We start from the raw sequence: 18,764 nt of genomic DNA, 5'->3' as shown, positions 1-18,764 counted from the left end.
CAAAAAACATGAAAGATTTTATGATGCTGTTCCATAGCGAACCTGATCCCGATTTTAACCCCACTCCCGATCAAATACAGGAGGAAGTAAAAGCTTGGCAAGATTGGATGGAAGGAATTGGTGCACAGGGGAAACTCAAAAATCCAGGAGAGGCCCTGGGTTTTGAAGGTAAGACCATGCATGCCAACGGTGCCATTACGGATGGTCCATATGCAGAAGTCAAGGAGATTATCGGAGGTTTTATCATGGTTTCCGCGGATTCCATTGAAGAGGCCATTCAATTGGGTAAGGGTTGTCCGGTGTTGGCTAGTGGCGGAAAGGTAGAAGTACGGGATATTATGGTTTTTGAGGGCATGTAACGTTCCGTTCCCATAGAAAATGTGATCATATCAGCGATAATCGACTTTCCGTGATACCTAAATGCGAGTACAGCAACTTAATTGCTGTACTTGCGTATTATGGATTGACCGATTTGCAATATTTAGAGGACATTGTTGAGGGAAAACCGCCCCGAAATCATCTACTTTGCCTATATTCACTTGTACTCCATTATGGAACAAAGTATGTAGCCAAATGAAAGATTTTGAAAACCGACTTAAGGGTGGACATCCCAACTCATTGGGAAATACGGTAGAAGTCGTTGAAGCCGTATTAGCGGAAAATGAGCTTTTTAACGAATTGTTCCATTGCTATTTCAGTACGGATGAGGTGGTACGATTACGGACTTCAAATGCCATGAAACGAATCTGTAAGGCGAAAAAACCTATGCTAATTCCCTACATTGACCGATTTCTGACCGATATTGCCAAAATTGATCAGGCATCGACCCAGTGGACCTTGGCCCAATTATTCGGGATGCTGGAGCAGGATATGACCGAAAAGCAAATAGGACAGGCCAAAAAAATCATGAAAGGCAACCTTGCACATCATAACGATTGGATCGTACTCAACCAGACCATGGATACTTTGACGAATTGGTCCAAAAAAGATGCAGATTTGAAAGTCTGGCTACTACCACATTTGGAACGATTGGCTTCCGACGAAAGAAAATCGGTTTCAGGTCGGGCAAAAAAGATGATCACTAAATTGACCCAATGAAATGACCGTATCAAACAGGTCATCAGGACCTGTTGAAGAAACCCCTATGGACTGTACAGAATTGCCAAAAGCTGTAATCAAAAAGAAGAATGCATTTTTAATCATTTATTAACTATTTATCCAGATATTCAAATAAGACATACCTTACAAGCTATTCATAACGGTTTATGAAAACTAAAAAACTGAAAGTAGGGACCTTTATGGGGCACATGCAGAAAATGAGAACCTTACATGGTTTTACACTTTCAAAAACGGGCCATGACCAAAATATGAAAGTCCCAAGGCATGAACATGAAAATCCCTATATAAGTTTATTGCTCTTTGGCATTTACCATGAAGAATCGAAGATCTCGGAATATGATATGAAGCCAGGAAGCTCATTATTTAGGCCCAAAGGATTTGAACATAAAAACGAAATCGGGACGGAAAATAGCTTTTGCTTCAATATTGAAATTGAAAAAGAGTTACCGGACAAGGGACATTATTCTAAAGTATCGAATCATATACGGTTTGAACGGAACAACCTTGAGCTTCTAAAAATCTTCTACGCTTTTCAAGATGACTTTTCCGATGAACTTTTGACCCTAACGGTGGAGGAAAATTTATATCATTTATTTCAACATCAGCATTCTGAAAATGCAACAGGGAGGGCATTCTGGGTGGAAAATATCAAAAAGGAAATTAGGCGGTATCCCGAAAAAACGTACCGCCTGGATGAGGTTGCTTGGTCATTGCACATACATCCCAATTATTTTGTCCGAAAATTCAAGGAGAAAACAGGTTTTACGTTTGGCGAATTTTTATTGAGACAACGTGTTTCCAGAGGGGCGGACCTGATGTTGCATTCCTCAAAATCCCTGACCGAAATAGCCAGTGAGTGCGGTTTTTACGATCAGAGCCATTTTATACGACATTTTAAGCGTTTTTTTGGTACTACCCCATTCCGTTACAGAGCAATTGTAAAAGGTTAACCCTGTACAATTTTTTGTCCTCCACCCGCTTTTTCTTTGTGCCTTCATATTAAACTCCTGTGTTATGAGGCTACTAGCGTCCTTTTTAATTGGTGGTATTTGTTTAGTGTCAACGGCCCAAAACAAAGCGACTCCCTACACGAAAATCGATAGCAGTAATTTCGATACATTATATCCTTACGCCCTAAGGGGCGACATGCGTGCTGTTTTCGAAATTTTGGAAATGGCCGAGGACAGTTCCTTAACCCACGACCAAAAGGCTACAAAGAAGGATTACTACCAACGTTTTTTATACAGAACAGAAGATTTTGAGTATAACACTGATGATCCCGAAATAATAGACCTATTCCAACGCTTTCAGAACTACTGGCGATCAATAATCATTGAAAATGTGGCCCAAAAGCTAGCTGATAGCCTGTTTAGGGGTGAGATGACCTATTTTTTAAAAAAATACGTCGCACCGGACTTCAGTATTGAGCAAATAGATAAAGAATATTATACGCTATTTCAAGATTTTTTTAAGTCCAAGAACATGCGCGGCATTGCAATGGGAAAGACCGGCCACCTATTTGATCTATATCTTTGGAAAGATCAAGAAAGAAAGAAATACAGTATAGACCTTCCAGAGGGGCAGACCATTGAAGTACCGATAGTCTTTATGCGAGATTTCATCAGCAATGGATGGTCCCATTATACTACCTTCGGTCATAGTTTTAGCGGTGGATGGGCCACTTCAAAGGAATTGTTCTGTGTGGAGGAATCCTATGGACCCAAAGATGAGGAAGAATTCCTAATCAGTTATGTATCACATGAAGGCCAACACTTTTTGGATTATAAAACATTTCCAAAACTAAAACAGGCAGACTTGGAATTCAGGGCTAAGTTGACCGAACTTTCCCTCGCAAAGGAGACCACCTATGAAATACTTAAAAAGTTTATTGCCAACGCGAAAAATGACGCCTCTTTTGCGCATCCCTATGCAAACTATACGGTAATCCAATCCTTGTCCCAGAAAATACTGAAAACGGGCTTTGAACCTGATCTTGAAAAATGGGAGGGTGTCTCAAGAAAAGAAATCAACAGGGTTGCGCTGAAGTTACTGAAAGCCCACTCTAAAAAATTAAAGTCCATGGGAGCCGATTCTGTAGAAGCCTACATCACTACTTTATAGGGATTACCCCAACATTTTTTCCCGATACGGAGATCAAAGAAAAAGAGTTTGGGCCTTATATTCCCTTTCGAGACCCGCTTCGGCCCCACCCTGAATATCCATATTATAAAGAAAAGGCCCGTACATGAAAAAGAAAGTAGCCATAAATGCAGACCGTGCCATAGGGGCCTCCGCCATACTAATTAGCCTGCTGACCCTATTTATTTTTCTATATCAAACTCATTTGTTGAAGGAGCAAAGCAGATTGTCAGTACGACCCAGATTGAGTTTCAGCAAGAATATTACGCAATCCATGACCGTAAATGATTTGGATTCAATCCAGTCCACGCTTATCAATATAAGCTTAACTTTAAGAAACGACGGGTTGGGACCTGCAATAATCGAGTCTAATCATATTGTGGACAGGGGTAATCCGTATGACATTCTCACATTCTTTGATACGGTTTACCCAAAATTGAGGGAGTACGGGGTTTTTACCCAGATTACAGAACTAAAAATAGGAGAAGCTCTTCCTGCATCTAAAACGGTTGCTATTTTTACCTATCAATACCGGCGTATTGATGAAGACAAAATCAATAATTACTTAAACATTTCGGAATCCTATGAGTTGCCGTTTGACGTCTTGATCGAATACGCTTCCTTGTACGAGGAAAAATGGATGATCCGATCCAATTCCAAAGGGCATCCCACAAAACTGGACTGAGGCACTTCATGCACAAGATACCTTTAGATTTGATGGCCAGAAACCCTTTAAAAGAATTATCTTATAGGCCTTACTGGACGGTTCTATGAATAACACATTGCACAGAACCCCGCATTCGGCATAAGCATAACACAAAAAGCATTTTGAATGAAAAAAATGGTATTTTTCTTGGCATTGGTTCTTGCCTTTAGCACTTATTCCCAGGGTGCAAAGGTTACCGAGGAACAAAAAATCAAGCAGGTGATAAACCAATTTTTTGAATCCTTAGAAAAAAAGGATGCCGCACTTATGCAAAAGACGACTATGAACGAAGCGCAAATATGGCGTAGGAATAACCATAAAAAGCCTATTGAAACGGACATGCGTTTTTCAAAGGACGATCTTCCCAAAATGCACACCTTGCCCGATGTGAAAGAGATCGCGTTGGAATTTGAGATCTCTCTAGGGCATGGCATTGCCATGGCATGGGTACCCTATGAATTCTGGGTCGAAGATACATTTTCGCATTGTGGCGTAGATGCCTTTACGCTGTTCGAAGTGGACGGAAAATGGAAAATTATTAGTGTGGCTTATACCGTGGAAAAGGAGAATTGTAAAAGACAAATTCGGTAAAATTAGAGCTCGGCGAACAACACCACCTAAAAGAAAATGAAAGTAATATCTGTACGGGAAAACCCGGACTACAAAGACAAGGCCATAGCCTATTTTCAAAAAAACTGGAAAAGTGTCCTTCCCATCATCTATGAGGATTGCATTACTCATAGTATAGGCGCAAGGAACCCCCTGCCCCAATGGTACATTTTGGAAAAAAACGGAGAAATCATCGGTTGCGCCGGACTTATTACCAATGATTTTATAAGTAGGGGAGATTTGTATCCTTGGATTTGTGCACTATTTATCGAGGAAAGGCATCGAGGCAATGCCTATGGTTCCTTGCTAATGGAAAAAGCAAAAGAGGATACAAAAAAAGCGGGATTCGAGTATGTGTATCTCTGCACGGAACATACCGGATACTATGAAAAATATGGATTTCACTACATTGGCCAGGGATACCATCCTTGGGGCGAGGAATCCAGGATTTATGAATTGAAATTGGATAAGGACAATGTACCATAACGTATAGGTACGGCCCGTAGGACGGAATTCGTTAACTTAAGGCCCATCAACAAATAAAAGTGGATTATAAGAAAGTTGTTCCGTAAAAGCAGTGCTCCAAACCAGAATAATCATGCAGCAATCGATTAAGCTCATATTGCTCCCACTTTTCGGCCTATTGATACTATCATGTGGCAAACACGTAACGTTCGATCAGGCACCAACAATAGAAAAAAACAGCAATGCGAGTGTTCCCCTTGCGGCCATTTTAAAATTTGCAACAGATCGCCCTATTTCAGTTACCGCCAAGTTCGAGGCTCATGACCATACATTCGCAATTTCTTTCGATGATGTGTCCGATGCCCGTAAAGGTTTGCCGATTATCGGTATGAAACCCAATAGGAAGTATGAGGTTTACCTTAAAATACAGGTAAAGGATAGAAGTTTTGATTATGAAGGGAAACTCACCTATATCACCCCGGAATTACCTTCCGATCCCCATGAGATGTTGAGGTTTACCGTAAAACGAAATAAGGGGATACCTATGGAACCCGGTATAACGCTACTTAATCCCAGATTGAGGGCAAAAGGGCACGATGGCAGTAAATTTGGTATGCTGGCAGCGGTGGACTCCCTTGGAGATATCGTTTGGTACTATAGATGTGATGCCAGAATTAGTGATTTTAATTTTCTCCCCAACAAACACATCAGTTATATGACAGCGGACCATCGTTTGGTAGAAATTGATCTATTGGGTAATGTTATTAAATCTTGGTTTGCATCGGACAGACCAGATGGCCCCTTAAAAGATGCCATCCCCGTAAAGTCCCTTACTTTTCACCATGATGCCACGTTGTTACCCAATGGAAACTATTTGATTTTAGGTTCGGATTGTAAGGAAATTGATAATTATTATACCTCGGAAACCAATAGTAATGCGCCAAGAAAAAGACAAAAGGTGATGGGCGATGTTTTATTGGAATTCACTCCGGAAGGTGAAATTGTATGGAAATGGAATGCCTTTGACCATCTGGACCCTATGAGAATTGGTTATGAGACTTTTAGTAAGTATTGGTACTCCAGGGGATATCCCGGGGTTTTGGATTGGTCACATGCCAATACCATACTTCATGATTCCACTGACAATACTATTGTAATGAACTCGAGATATCTGAGTTCGTTGACAAAAATCAATAAAGATGGTAGCCTTAAGTGGATTTTTGGAGAGCCTACCGGACTTTCGGAAAACTTGCGTTCTAAATCGCTTCAACTAAAAAATGGCGATTGGTTTTGGCATCAACATTCTGCAAGCTTTACCCCCAATGGCACTATACTCATATTCAATAACAATTTAATCAGGGCTTGGCCTTTCAAGGAAAAGGATGATAGCGGCTTTAGCTATGCCATGGAGTTTGAAATAAACGAAGCCGAAATGTCCGCCGAGTTAATCTGGTCTTCGGAAACTGCAGATTTACCGGGAGTTAGGAGTAGTGCCATGGGCGATGTCGATTTTCTAAATGAAACGAACAATGTTTTGGTATCCTATGGTAGTCTGGATGCCAACGATGACTACGGAAGGAAAAATTCATGGTCTATGGTTCGCGAATTTACCAATACTTCACCGACTGATTTGGTTTGGGAACTTCAACTATGGCCCTTGGAAAATTCTGAGGATTCCATTGGCTGGGTATTATTTAGCTCAGAAAGAATTGCGAATTTTTATTGAATCCCATACTATGAAATCGCAACAACGTTCCACCCCAATATTCGTCAGGAAAGGTTGAAATTCGGTAGGATGGTTCTCGGTTAGGATCAACCACTCTGGGAAGGACAAAAATATTAACGAAAGGCGCGTATTTCTGTCTCAAAAATTTCTTTGAGGGATTGGAATTTAGCAAATCGATATACAATTACCCAATTACATAATAGCTGAGGACTACCATACAAAATTTTTGTTGGATTTTCCTATAGCCCGGCATAGGTGCACCTTTATGAAAAAGTCTTATCTTTCAACAGAATCATTAAATCCTAACGAAATGAAAATCAAAATTATCGCCTTGATCTTTGGGGCTGTACTGGTCCTTTCCGCCTTTCAGCAGAATACCTCGGCCGATGTCAAATCCAAAAAAGGAATGATAAAAGTAACCATCCTTTATCCCAACGGTGAAGGGAAAACCTTTGATATGGACTACTATTCCAAAAAACATATGCCTATGCTCAAAACCCTAATGGGCGACTCCCTAAAGCTTTTGGAAATCGATAAGGGTATTTCGGGCCGTACACCGGATGAACCCGTTCCGTATTTGGCCATTGGATATTTGTACTTTGACAAGCTTTCGGCCTATCAAAATTCCTTTGGACCCAATGCGGAAAAAATCGTTGGGGATATTCCAAACTATACCAATACCCAGCCCGTTGTTCAAATTAGTGAGGTATTGCAGTAACCAGCTTAAGGTTTGTAAGATAGAAACGTGATAAGGCCTGTTTCGGTTTTTTAAAAGACGCTATGACGGGCAACAGGTCGCTAATCTATTTATGCATACCAAAATGAATAATTTCGGATGAAGTATTGTGTTCCCCTTATCCTGCTTTTGCTATTCTCATGTGCTGGCAAGAACGACCCGGAGAATTCAAGCCCCAACTATTTGGGGCAAAAGAATCCGGACACCATTCCCCAAATTTTTGGGGAAGGCGTTGTGTCGGTCAAGGGTAGGTTTGACATGGGCTTTGCCATTTCACCAGATGGTAGGAGCATGGCTTTTGGAACGGCCCATGAATCCAATCCCGAGGAAACCTGTATCTATCTTATGAACTATGTGGACGGAAAGTGGAGTTCCCCGGACCGATCATTTCTTCCCGATAATAGCAATACCTTCTTTCCCATGTTCAGTCCTACAGGGGATAAATTCTATTTTGCCAAATCAACGGACAGTTCGGAAACGGATTTATGGGTAGCGCAATATAAAAACCACAAGCTCATTGACCCCAGGCCCATGGATTCCATAGTTAATTCCAGATCCAGGGAGGCCGGGCACGGTATCTCAAAAAGTGGGACGTTGTATTTTACCTCCAACCGAGACGATCAAAACGAATGTTGTGGAGATATCTATCGTTCTGAGCTAGAACCGGAGGGTTATGTAAAAATTCAAAAAGTGGACGTGCTAAATTCCAATTCGGATGAAGAAAGCCTGTTTTTGTCCCCTAACGAGGACTACATCCTTATTCAAGCATGGAAAAATGAATTTGGGTCCAAACACGACCTCTATATCAGTTACAGGACCAAAGATGGCCTATGGACAACTCCCGAAAGGATGGACTCCACTATAAACAGTAAAGAAATCGAACAGCGACCCTTTGTATTGCCGGATAACAGATTCTTGTTTTTTAGTAGAATGCACATCACACAGGAGAATGGACAGGAGATATACGACTCCGATATCTATTGGGTAAGTACCAAGTCGGTCTTTACACCATATCCCTACAACACTGAAATTGAGACTAGGGTAAGCTATGATGAAGCGTTTGAAGTGAACTTTCCACCAGACTTGTTCAAGGACATCGATGACCAGGCATTATCCTATCAGGTGGCAATGGCGGATGGTTCCGAATTACCAAAATGGATCGAATTCGATCCGCATGATTTATCCCTAAAAGGGGTTTGGAAATCCAAAATTCCTCTGACCATAAAGGTGACGGCGACCGATAGTTCGGGGAATTCGGGAGAATTCAAAATTAAGCTCGGGGAAAAAGTTGACTAATTCCGTATTAGGATATAGCCGCCCTAGACCGGTACATCGTATTTGTAAACTGTTCAATTTCGTCTAAAAAAGACGGAGCATATCTCTATGGTTCCGCCTTTTTCAACCGTATTTTTATTGATTTAAAGCTCTTTCAAATCCAAAAATTCCCGTTGCAAAAGTGGCGTTAAGGCCCATTCCAAGGGCTGCCTGCTTCATCTCATCAGGGACTTCACCGCAAAAAAGGAACTCCCCAGGTACCGCTATTTCCAGTAAATCCTGGAAATGTCCAGCGGCTGTCGTTCCCAAATGGAATCCGACCGCACCGGCATCGAGAAAAAGATCCACGACCACAAGCTTAGAAGATGTATCGTCAAAATAGCACTGAACTTTCAAAGCTCCCGGTTCATTGGAACGCATTTGATTTTCAACTTCTCGATAGATTGCTTTTAACTCTTCCGATTTACCTGCTCTCGCCGTCCATGAATACACTACCATTACTTCTTGATTTTCCATACTACTTGTTTTTTTGTTATTGATGCTGTATCAAATTTATGACGTAATTTGGGTATTAAAATGTGTCTTTTACGACTATTTAGGGGGTTGTTTTCGACACTATAATGAATTATCTTTGTAGTCAATTTGTTGATTGTGAAACACATTAGCATCATTGTTCCATCGGGCAACAGTATTGTAGATACCATAATTGCGCCATTTAACCTGTTTAAAATGGCAAATGCACATTATAGACGGTTAAATGGACAGACGGGGAATCTTTTTAAAATCGACTTGGTAGGGTTATCTAAGGAGGCGGTAATATATCAGGACCTGTTTAGTATTAAACCGACCACCACCATTGATGAGATATCCCAAACCGATCTAATACTCATTTCTCCCATAAGTGGGGATTTGGAAAAGGAAATCCAAAATAATATGGATTTTGTGAAATGGATCAAAACCCAAAGAATTGAAAATGGTTCCGATATCGCAAGTTTATGTAAGGGTGCATTTATCCTTGCCGAGACAGGTTTGGTAAATGGGAAATCCTGTACCACGCACTGGACCTCCCACAATCTTTTTCGAAGTAAATATCCCGAGGTACAACTTGTTCCTGAAAAGATTATCTGTGAAGACAATGGTATCTATTCAAGCGGCGGAGCCTATTCCATTCTAAATTTCACACTTTATCTCATAGAACGCTATTTTGGGAGGGAAACCGCCATATGGTGCTCAAAGGTTTCCGAAATAGAATTCGATAGATTAAGTCAGAGTGAATTCATCATTTTTAGTGGACAAAAGGACCATTCTGATGAACCCATCAAAAAAGCCCAACTTTACATTGAGCATAATTATCAACACAAATTGAACGTGGACGAGATTGCGCAAATGATAAATTTGAACGGTCGGAGTTTTTTGAGGAGATTTAAGAAAGCTACCCACAATACACCATTGGAGTACATACAGCGGGTTAAGGTTGAAGCGGCAAAAAAGAAACTGGAATCTACTGCAAAAACTGTTCTGGAGATTATGTACGGTATCGGATATAATGATGAAAAGGCATTTAGGGCCACTTTCAGAAAATATTCGGGATTGTCCCCCAAGGAGTATCAAAAAAAGTACAACCGCGAAATGGCCATTGCCTAAGTCCATAGAACCAATGGCAATCTACAACCCCACCTGTTGTTCGGAATAGATATCCATACGGCTTTAGACAAATCCATTGTAGGGTCTTTTCAGCCTCCAACCCGAGATTCGGCAAGTTTGGTCATGGGATGTATTGTATTCTGTTCCGTTATGTTTTAAAAATTAAGAATCACTAGCTTGCCATCAACACATTGAAACTCTTAAACAGTTGTTTCGCAACCATTTTCAAAACATGGGAGCCGGTAAATCCGCTACAAAAAAGTTATCTTAGTGCTATGTCAAAAAAGGCCACTGAAAACAATCATAAAAAGCAGTACCATGAAAACAGCTAAACTACTTTCCGTATTCTTATTCATTTTGGTAACATTGGGCTGGAAAACGAATACTCCCAATTGCAAAAACAGCGTTTACATTCTAGACCAGGTAAAAGAAAAATACGATAGTAACCAGGTTTGGGAAACATCGGAAATAAAGGTACACATCCAGGAACCAAGGGTAAACAACCCGCAGAGATATACCAAACTGAGCCTTAAGAATTCCAATGACTACTTTGAAATGGAAAGGTTCAGGGAAGATGGAATCGTTAAAAGGATACTTACCGGTGACGGGGAAAGCAAAATATTTCTCAACGGAGAGTCGGAACTGCCAAAGACCATTATAGAGCAATACAGCCTAAATGTGGAACGGAGCAGAGGGCATAAAAAATTTTACAAGCTAATGTATGGGCTTCCGATGTCCCTATCGGATGACCTTTGGAAACAGATTCAACCAGCTCAAAAAGCGGAGTATAAGGGTAAGGAAGTGTATCGGGTAGCCGTGGTATTAAACGAAGAAATGATCAGCAAGCATTGGACTTTGCTTATTGAAGTCGAAACCTATACGCTATTGGGAATCGAGTTTAATCATCCAGAAGATCCGGGAAAAGAGGAGGAAATCCTGACGTTTGAAGGTGAATTTGAAATTGATGAAATAAAGATTCCCAGAATTAGAAATTGGTATATCAAAGGGACCGATGAATATCTGGGAACGGATATTATTGTGGAAGAACTGAACTAAAACGGATTGTGAACAAGGCCTAGAACCTCAATGCCCACCAATCGTTGAATAGCACTTCTGGTCATACCATCATGCTTTAATTACCTGAAGTTAAAATACAGCGCTACTCACTTTTGGTATTCATGCTACCGGCAACGGCTGTTGATGCATGCAATGAGCCAAATGCTGTCATCTGCCGTAAACCTCCCCAGATAAAAAACCTTTTTTAGGTCTTTGTCAAATCGTGCGCAAAGCATGTGGGTAGGGAATGATTCTATAAAAAATATGCGTATTTTCAAGCATGGAAGAAAATGCATGGACTTGGGTGCTTCAACTATTGGGTCGGCTACACCCTTTAATCGTTCACTTTCCCATAGGGCTTTTGGTCGTTGCGCTTTTTTTGGAATTCCTGACCCTAAAGGGAAAACGCCCCGGACTTCGGGAAGGAATCAATTGGATGATATACATCGGGGCATTTTTTGCCGTATTGGCCACTATCCTGGGATGGTTGCTCCGCACGTCTGACGACTATTCCGGAGAACTGGTACAGATCCATCAAAATTTAGGGATACTCACGGCAGTACTCAGTGTCATAACAGCCTTTCTTTTGCAGCGGACACTTCTGGGAAAATTTGGGAGCTATATGGCCTATCGATCCGTTTTGGCACTATCGGTCATTTCTCTTTCCATAACCGGTCATCTGGGGGCCAGCCTTACGCATGGAGAGGATTTTTTGTCCAGTGCCCTACCTCGAAACCGCAATTCCTATGACAACAGTAAAACAGTAGCCTTATTGGCCCAATTGAGTAGATCGGATTCCTTATCGGAGACCGATTTAGACAACCTTAATTTGGAAGTACGGGCCATTTTTGCCCACAACTGCTATCAATGCCATAGCGAAAACAAGCAAAAAGGGGAGCTGGTCCTAGAAAACAAAAGAGGGGTTTTTAAAGGAGGGGAATCCGGCAAAGTGATTATTGCGGGAAAACCCGAAGAAAGCGAAATCTATAGGAGAATAACCTTGCCCCCCGATGCGGACGGGGTAATGCCAAAAAAGGGAAAGGTATTGAAGGACAATGAAATTGCACTGATTCGGTTATGGATCGAAAAAGGGGCACACTGGTCCGATCGCGCCCTTAAAATATTTCCGGAAGCACCCCTTGCCTTGGAGAAACCCGATCTGCCAAAATCGAACGGGGAAGCACATCCCATAGATAAGTGGGTCGATGCCTATTTTGAAAAAAATGACTTGGAATGGCCCGAAACAGTGGATGACAAAACGTTCTTGCGAAGGTCTTATTTAGATATTGTAGGCCTGCTCCCCCAGCCTGGGGTAATTCAGCGATTTGCGAGCAGTTCGGACCCGAACAAGCGAAGTAAATTAATTGATAGCCTATTAAACGATACCCATAATTACACCCAACATTGGTTGAGTTTTTGGAACGATTTGCTCCGGAACGATTATTCGGGTACTGGTTTTATTACCGGAGGACGGAAACAGATTACGGATTGGTTGTACAAATCCTTGTTGGAAAACAAACCGTATGACCGTATGATCCGTGAGTTGGTAGATCCCACTCCCGAGTCCGAGGGGTTCATTAAAGGCATACAATGGCGCGGAGTGGTCAATGCCAGCCAGCGGACCGAAATGCAGGCCGCCCAAAATATCGGGCAATCCTTGATGGGGGTCAATGTTAAATGTGCCTCTTGTCACAATAGTTTTGTAAGCAACCTCACCCTCGATCAGGCCTATGGCTTCGCTTCCATATTTGCCGATTCGGTATTGGAACTGAACCGATGTGACAAGCCTATTGGAAAAATGGCCAAGGTCAATTTCCTATATCCCGAATTGGGGTCGATAAAAGCGGAAAGCCTGGGGGAACGTTTGTCCCAACTTTCGGAACTCATGGTAAAGCCAGAGAACGGGCGGTTATACCGGACCATTACGAATAGAATTTGGGAAAGGCTTATGGGAAGAGGTATCATAGAACCGGTGGACGAGATGGACAACACTCCATGGGAAGGGGCCTTGCTAGATTGGTTGGCGGCAGATCTTATTGATTCGGGGCATGACTTGAAGCAGTTGATACGAACCATAATGACTTCAAAGACCTATCAGCTCCCAGCAGTGAGTTATAAAAAATTAGAGCAAATAAAATCGGCCCAATATATATTTAACGGCCCGGTAATCAGGCGCATGAGCGCCGAACAGTTTGCGGATGTCGTTAGCCAGATCATAGCACCGGTGTATTATGCAGCAGCCTATGATCCTTCCGGAATGGAAAGCTCCCCCAACAGAATTTGGCATAGGGAGATAAAATCCGATCGGGATGTACTCCCTAATCCAGGAAAACGGTATTTCCGCCATACCTTCTCCTTGGCCAATAAAGAAGTTATTAAGGCCGATGCCCTGATTTCGGTAGATCATTCCTATATATTTTATCTAAATGGCCAAAAGGTTTGCACGGGTACCGACTGGAGAAAAGTAGATAAACCGGATGTAACAAAGTTCCTGAATCCCGGAAGGAATACAATAGCCATAGAAGGGACCAATGAAGGGAATATTGCCAACCCGGCCGGAATATTGTTCCGGATGAAAATCCATCAGGAAGATAGCCTAGAAACGATTATAGAATCCGGTAATGGGCAAAGTTGGAAAAGTATGGACGTACCTCAGGATGAGAAATGGCGGGATGTGGCATTCGATGATACGCATTGGCAAGCGGTACGAAATTACGGTTCCAAGCATTGGGATAGGCTTTTGGGTTTCAAATTCGGGGATAGTATCCCTTCGTTTGCCCGCGCCAGTCTGGTAAGGCAACATCCTTTTATGAAGGCCCTGGGACGACCTAGCAGGGAAAACGTGACCACCTCCCGGGATGACCAAGCTACCCTATTGCAGGCCCTTGAACTTACCAATGGGGCCTATTTTAACAAGGTATTGGAAGAAGGGGCAAACAGGTGGTTAAGGCAATATGATTATAATGCGGAAAATATAGTAACTTCCTTATATCTAAAATCGCTGGGCCGAAAGCCTACGAAAAAAGAAAAGGATATTACCGTTACCGCATTGGGGAATTCACCGGATAAAGAAGGGATTCAGGACCTGTTTTGGGCCACCCTACTATTACCCGAATTTCAGTTCATCTATTAAGAATATGGATTATGGAAGAACCTGTGGAAAATTCACGTAGGGCGTTTATGAAAAAAATGGGGGCGGCCAGCCTTGCCGCCGCGACCACGAGCATTCCCGCAGCCAGTTTCTTGAGCTCCTGCAATAGTGCACCGACCATTACTTCCAAGGCGGATACCGTAATCCTGCTTTGGATGGCCGGAGGTATGGCCCATACCGAAACGTTCGACCCCAAGGCCTATGTGCCTTACGAAAAGGGAGTGGAGAGCAAACGCGTCCTTAGCACATTTCCGAAAGTACCAACAGCGGTGGATGGCCTCTATTTTTCCGAGGGTCTCGAATCTATTGGCAACGTTATGGACAAGGGCGCTATCATTAGATCGTACAAATCGGCCGATCTGGGGCATATTCTTCATACCAGACATCAGTATCATTGGCATACGTGCTATGAACCCCCACAATCCGTACAAGCGCCACATATCGGGGCCTGGATCGCAAAGGAACTAGGACCGAAAAATCCGGTCATTCCCCCTTTTATTGCCATGGGCCAACGTTTTACCGTGGGAGAAGGCGAGGAATTAAAGGCTTTTCATTCTGCCGGATTCCTTGGAAGTGAATATGGCCCTTTTTTAATCCCGGACCCGTCAAGCGGACTTGATAGCGTGCGGCCTCCACAAGGTATGTCCTTAAAAAGGTTCGAAGCCCGGTATAAACTATATAAGGAGTTGACCAATAAGAGCAGTCTAATGGAACAAGGCAGTGACTACCAGCGAGAATCCTTGATACGATCCATGGAGCAATCCTACCGCCTATTGAATTCACCCGAATCCCAAGTATTTGATTTAACTCAAGAGCCCAAGGAGAAATATGCCATTTATAATACCGGAAGATTTGGTTTAGGATGTCTTACCGCTAAAAGATTGGCCATGAACGGTGCCCGGTTCGTAAGCGTTTCAACGGAATATGAACCCTTTCTCGGATGGGACACCCATGAGAACGGACATAGCCGTGTAGTTAAAATGAAGGAACTGATAGATGGTCCTGTGGCCCAACTTGTCAAGGACCTGGACGAATCGGGACATTTGGAAAGAACCCTCATTGTGCTGGCAAGTGAATTTAGTCGGGATGCCTTGCTAGAAGGTCGTCCTGGAAAAAAAGTAAAAGATCAGGTAAATCAACCGGATATCATTGAGGATGAAAAATTCTATGGAATGCATCGACATTTTACGGACGGGAGTTCCATTCTACTATGGGGAGGTGGGATAAAGAAAGGATTGGTCTACGGGAAAACAGCGGATGAAAGACCTTGTTCGTCCATTGAAAACACCGTAGTGATAGACCAAGTACATCAGACCTTATATCACGCTTTGGGCATTCATCCCGAAACAAACTATGTTATTGAGGGAAGACCTTTCTATACCACCCCGGACGGACAAGGAAAACCTATTTTGGATCTGTTTGCCTAAATCAAGGCAAAGAATATGGATTGCTAGTACTGTACACTGCAATTGTTACATGAAACCCATGCCGACAAACCTTTCCAATACCCGAAAAGATGACTAAAAATCGGGATTTACTCATAGACTTCATTTTGGATATCGTTCCCATTTCGCAGGAGGATGCTTCTGAAATTGCCAACGCTTTCCGTCCATTGCAACTTAAAAAGGGGGAGCTCCTGGTAAATGAAAATCAAATCAGTGATGATTATTTCTACCTTCAACAAGGTTTGATGCGGACTTTTTTGTACGATTTAAATGGTGACGAAATCACTACGGATTTTTTTACGGAAAACAATGTAGTCTTTGAGGTCACTTCCTTTTTCAACCGTGTCCAATCGGAAGCTAACATTCAAGCGATTACAGAATGTTTTGGCTTTAGAATTTCCTATGAGGAACTCAATGCGCTTTTTCACAATAAAGTTGCTTTTAGGGATTTTGGACGGGCCATCCTGGTAAAGGAATTTATCTCCTCTAAAAAAAGAAACTATGGGATGATCAATCGCACGGCCGAACAACGCTATCAAGATCTGTTATTTTCAAAACCCAAGATTTTACAATACTCGCCTTTAAAGTATGTGGCCTCTTATCTGGGTATTACGGACAGTACGTTAAGCAGGTTGCGAAAAAAACGGTAACCCTTTCCATTTCTTGCCTTTTGTCAATTGATCCTCATAAAATTCGTTGGAACTTTGGCCTAAAATCAAAAAATGGCAGGAATATCAGTTTTCACCGCACTTGGGTTTACCCTTACCACAATAGCCTCTGTTTGGTTATTTTTCAAGGCTTCGGGAAATAGAAGGGTGGTACTATTCATCCTTATATGGGGTAGCCTAGTAGGCATTCTAGGGCTCAACGGTTTTTATCTAGAACAGGATACCATACCGCCCCGGTTTGTTTTTTTGTTGGGGCCCGTACTGCTTTTTGTCCTGTTATTGCCCATTACCAAAAAGGGTAAAAGGTTTATGGAAAACCTGGATTTAAAATGGTTAACATTAGTACACGTTGTCAGGATACCGGTGGAATTGGTACTCTATTCTGTGTTCCTAGAAGGCTTGGTACCGAAATTGATGACATTCGAAGGCTACAATTTTGATATTCTCTCCGGGCTTTCGGCACCTATTCTGTATTATTTGGTCTTCGTAAACAAGAAGGTTAATCTCAACGGGCTACTGCTTTGGAACATGGTTTGTCTGGGACTATTGTTGAATATCCTCACCATTGCCGTGTTAAGTGGGCAAACACCGTTTCAGAAAATGGCCTTTGACCAACCGAATATCGGGGTAACCTATTTTCCGTTGGTCTGGCTTCCAACGATAATTGTTCCCTTGGTATTTCTCTCACATTTGGCAAGTATTGGGCAAATTCTATCTTTACGTAGGAAAAAAGGAATTGAACCCAATTAAACAATTCGAAAAGCCGAAAGCAAAGGATTCTGAAATAAGGATGGAAGGGGAATATTATAAAACCAAAGAATCTGTAGAAGAATACATCCGTCTGGCAAAGGATGTCAACGGAAAACAACTTATTGAAAAATTGCAGCACGTTTTGGAACCAGGATCCACTTTGCTCGAAATAGGTTCAGGTCCTGGAACGGATTGGAAAATTTTGAATAAATCCTACCGTGTTACCGGGTCGGACAGCTCTATTGCGTTTTTGAATCATCTAAAGACGGAAAACCCGAACCAAACGTTTCTTGAATTGGATGCAACGACTTTACGGACCGATACGAAATTTGATGGCCTGTATTCCAATAAAGTACTGCACCATCTCAATGAAAATGAACTGGTTGACTCGGTCAAAAGACAACATGAAGTGCTTCAGACGAAGGGTGTAATCTGTCATTCCTTTTGGAAGGGGAAAGGTTCAGAAATTTTTAAGGGTCTTTTTGTAAAGTATCATACCAAAGAAAGTCTCAAAGAAGCCTTTGGGCCATACTTTAAGATCCTTTCCATTGAAAGTTATACCGAATTTGACCAGGGAGATTCCCTAGTATTGCTCGGCGCAAAAAATTGATAGGAAACTACTATACCATCAAAAAGGGGTTGAGGCCCGGGAAAACTACATACAATAAGAACCGGACATAATCTCCACCAAGTTTTCGATCTGTAGGGGTTTTTGAACAAAGCCTTTTACAAACTGTGGATATTGTTCCGCCAAAATTTTATCAGCCGGTTCCGTCGAAGAAGTCACGATAATCACATCTATGCTCTCCGGAAATTCCTCCAGAACCATGAATTCCAAAAATTCAAAACCTGTCATTTCGGGCATGCATATATCCAAAAGAACCAATTTCTGCGCGGCATTGTCCTTGTCCATACGCAAGGAATCCAAAGCTTCTTCGGGATTGGTATAGGCATTTATCCTGTCCTCCATTCCCAATTGCCGAAACAGCACCTGATGCATTACATTCGTCATTTCCAAATCGTCTACCAAATAGATTTCTGTGTACATCGTTACGTAATTTTATGAATTAGGATTACAATGTAAAAGAGCAAAGGGTTCTAGGAAAATACTTGTTGCCAACCCTTTGTTTTTAATTGTAAAACAAAAAAAACATGTGGTTTTTATTTTTATTTTTGAGCGAATCCTCTTATTTAAAACGTACGGAGTTGATTATTCAGTATATGGAATTTCTTAATTTTTTGAAGTAATTTAAGGTGTAGTCCCCAAATATCCAG

Annotated in this window: 19 protein-coding genes; 17 read left to right on the top strand and 2 right to left on the bottom strand. The window is 41.9% G+C overall.

Annotated features, from left to right (window positions below; all coding sequences use genetic code 11):
• The first annotated feature begins 8 nt into the window (after positions 1-8).
• The 10 genes from Q0993_RS01675 to Q0993_RS01630 all read left to right on the top strand — a co-directional run bounded on the left by Q0993_RS01675 (position 9) and on the right by Q0993_RS01630 (position 8,796).
• Positions 9-359, top strand: coding sequence for a YciI family protein (locus Q0993_RS01675; protein WP_299529188.1), 351 nt, complete (start codon positions 9-11; stop codon positions 357-359).
• A 214-nt stretch (positions 360-573) separates the two neighbouring features.
• Positions 574-1,098, top strand: coding sequence for a hypothetical protein (locus Q0993_RS01670; RefSeq protein WP_299529186.1), 525 nt, complete (start codon positions 574-576; stop codon positions 1,096-1,098).
• 167 nt (positions 1,099-1,265) lie between these two features.
• Positions 1,266-2,069, top strand: a complete 804-nt coding sequence (locus Q0993_RS01665; protein ID WP_299529185.1) for an AraC family transcriptional regulator — start codon at positions 1,266-1,268, stop codon at positions 2,067-2,069.
• A gap of 64 nt (positions 2,070-2,133) precedes the next feature.
• Positions 2,134-3,240, top strand: a complete 1,107-nt coding sequence (locus tag Q0993_RS01660; protein ID WP_299529183.1) for a hypothetical protein — start codon at positions 2,134-2,136, stop codon at positions 3,238-3,240.
• A 124-nt stretch (positions 3,241-3,364) separates the two neighbouring features.
• Entirely contained in the window at positions 3,365-3,943 is a 579-nt protein-coding gene (locus Q0993_RS01655; RefSeq protein ID WP_299529181.1) for a hypothetical protein, read from the top strand.
• A 147-nt stretch (positions 3,944-4,090) separates the two neighbouring features.
• Positions 4,091-4,555, top strand: coding sequence for a nuclear transport factor 2 family protein (locus Q0993_RS01650; RefSeq protein ID WP_299529179.1), 465 nt, complete (start codon positions 4,091-4,093; stop codon positions 4,553-4,555).
• A gap of 36 nt (positions 4,556-4,591) precedes the next feature.
• Positions 4,592-5,059, top strand: a complete 468-nt coding sequence (locus Q0993_RS01645) for a GNAT family N-acetyltransferase (protein WP_299529177.1) — start codon at positions 4,592-4,594, stop codon at positions 5,057-5,059.
• Positions 5,060-5,171: 112 nt separating this feature from the next.
• A complete protein-coding gene (locus Q0993_RS01640; RefSeq protein ID WP_299529175.1) occupies positions 5,172-6,764 on the top strand; it encodes an aryl-sulfate sulfotransferase in 1,593 nt (530 codons plus the stop codon).
• 310 nt (positions 6,765-7,074) lie between these two features.
• Positions 7,075-7,482 (top strand): EthD family reductase, encoded by a 408-nt coding sequence (locus tag Q0993_RS01635; RefSeq protein ID WP_299529173.1) that lies wholly within the window; start codon positions 7,075-7,077, stop codon positions 7,480-7,482.
• A 117-nt stretch (positions 7,483-7,599) separates the two neighbouring features.
• Positions 7,600-8,796, top strand: a complete 1,197-nt coding sequence (locus Q0993_RS01630; RefSeq protein WP_299529171.1) for a putative Ig domain-containing protein — start codon at positions 7,600-7,602, stop codon at positions 8,794-8,796.
• Positions 8,797-8,910: 114 nt separating this feature from the next.
• On the opposite strand, the gene Q0993_RS01625 is transcribed toward Q0993_RS01630, so the two are convergent.
• Positions 8,911-9,291 (bottom strand): antibiotic biosynthesis monooxygenase, encoded by a 381-nt coding sequence (locus tag Q0993_RS01625; protein WP_299529169.1) that lies wholly within the window; start codon positions 9,289-9,291, stop codon positions 8,911-8,913.
• A 135-nt stretch (positions 9,292-9,426) separates the two neighbouring features.
• On the opposite strand from Q0993_RS01625, the gene Q0993_RS01620 reads away from it, so the two are divergent.
• The 7 genes from Q0993_RS01620 to Q0993_RS01590 all read left to right on the top strand — a co-directional run bounded on the left by Q0993_RS01620 (position 9,427) and on the right by Q0993_RS01590 (position 18,099).
• Complete coding sequence (locus tag Q0993_RS01620) at positions 9,427-10,419, top strand: GlxA family transcriptional regulator (protein WP_299529167.1); 993 nt, start codon at positions 9,427-9,429, stop codon at positions 10,417-10,419.
• 318 nt (positions 10,420-10,737) lie between these two features.
• A complete protein-coding gene (locus Q0993_RS01615; RefSeq protein ID WP_299529165.1) occupies positions 10,738-11,475 on the top strand; it encodes a DUF6503 family protein in 738 nt (245 codons plus the stop codon).
• A 280-nt stretch (positions 11,476-11,755) separates the two neighbouring features.
• Positions 11,756-14,608 (top strand): DUF1549 domain-containing protein, encoded by a 2,853-nt coding sequence (locus Q0993_RS01610; RefSeq protein WP_299529163.1) that lies wholly within the window; start codon positions 11,756-11,758, stop codon positions 14,606-14,608.
• An 11-nt stretch (positions 14,609-14,619) separates the two neighbouring features.
• Positions 14,620-16,053, top strand: coding sequence for a DUF1501 domain-containing protein (locus tag Q0993_RS01605; protein WP_299529161.1), 1,434 nt, complete (start codon positions 14,620-14,622; stop codon positions 16,051-16,053).
• 89 nt (positions 16,054-16,142) lie between these two features.
• Positions 16,143-16,721 carry a Crp/Fnr family transcriptional regulator gene (locus tag Q0993_RS01600; RefSeq protein WP_299529159.1) on the top strand — a complete coding sequence of 193 codons (579 nt, stop codon included), beginning with the start codon at positions 16,143-16,145 and terminating at the stop codon, positions 16,719-16,721.
• Between the two features lie 72 nt (positions 16,722-16,793).
• Complete coding sequence (locus Q0993_RS01595; RefSeq protein ID WP_299529157.1) at positions 16,794-17,489, top strand: hypothetical protein; 696 nt, start codon at positions 16,794-16,796, stop codon at positions 17,487-17,489.
• Positions 17,476-18,099: a trans-aconitate 2-methyltransferase gene (locus Q0993_RS01590; protein ID WP_299529155.1), complete on the top strand. Its 624-nt coding sequence runs from the start codon at positions 17,476-17,478 to the stop codon at positions 18,097-18,099. The genes Q0993_RS01595 and Q0993_RS01590 overlap by 14 nt, the downstream gene beginning before the upstream one ends.
• Before the next feature lie 45 nt (positions 18,100-18,144).
• On the opposite strand, the gene Q0993_RS01585 is transcribed toward Q0993_RS01590, so the two are convergent.
• Positions 18,145-18,537 (bottom strand): response regulator, encoded by a 393-nt coding sequence (locus Q0993_RS01585; protein ID WP_299529153.1) that lies wholly within the window; start codon positions 18,535-18,537, stop codon positions 18,145-18,147.
• Between the last annotated feature and the right edge of the window lie 227 nt (positions 18,538-18,764).

This window comes from Ulvibacterium sp. (assembly GCF_028285715.1).
GTDB lineage: Bacteria > Bacteroidota > Bacteroidia > Flavobacteriales > Flavobacteriaceae > Ulvibacterium.
The sequence above is the reverse complement of the archived record's forward strand: the minus strand, read 5'-3'. Positions and strand labels throughout refer to the sequence as shown.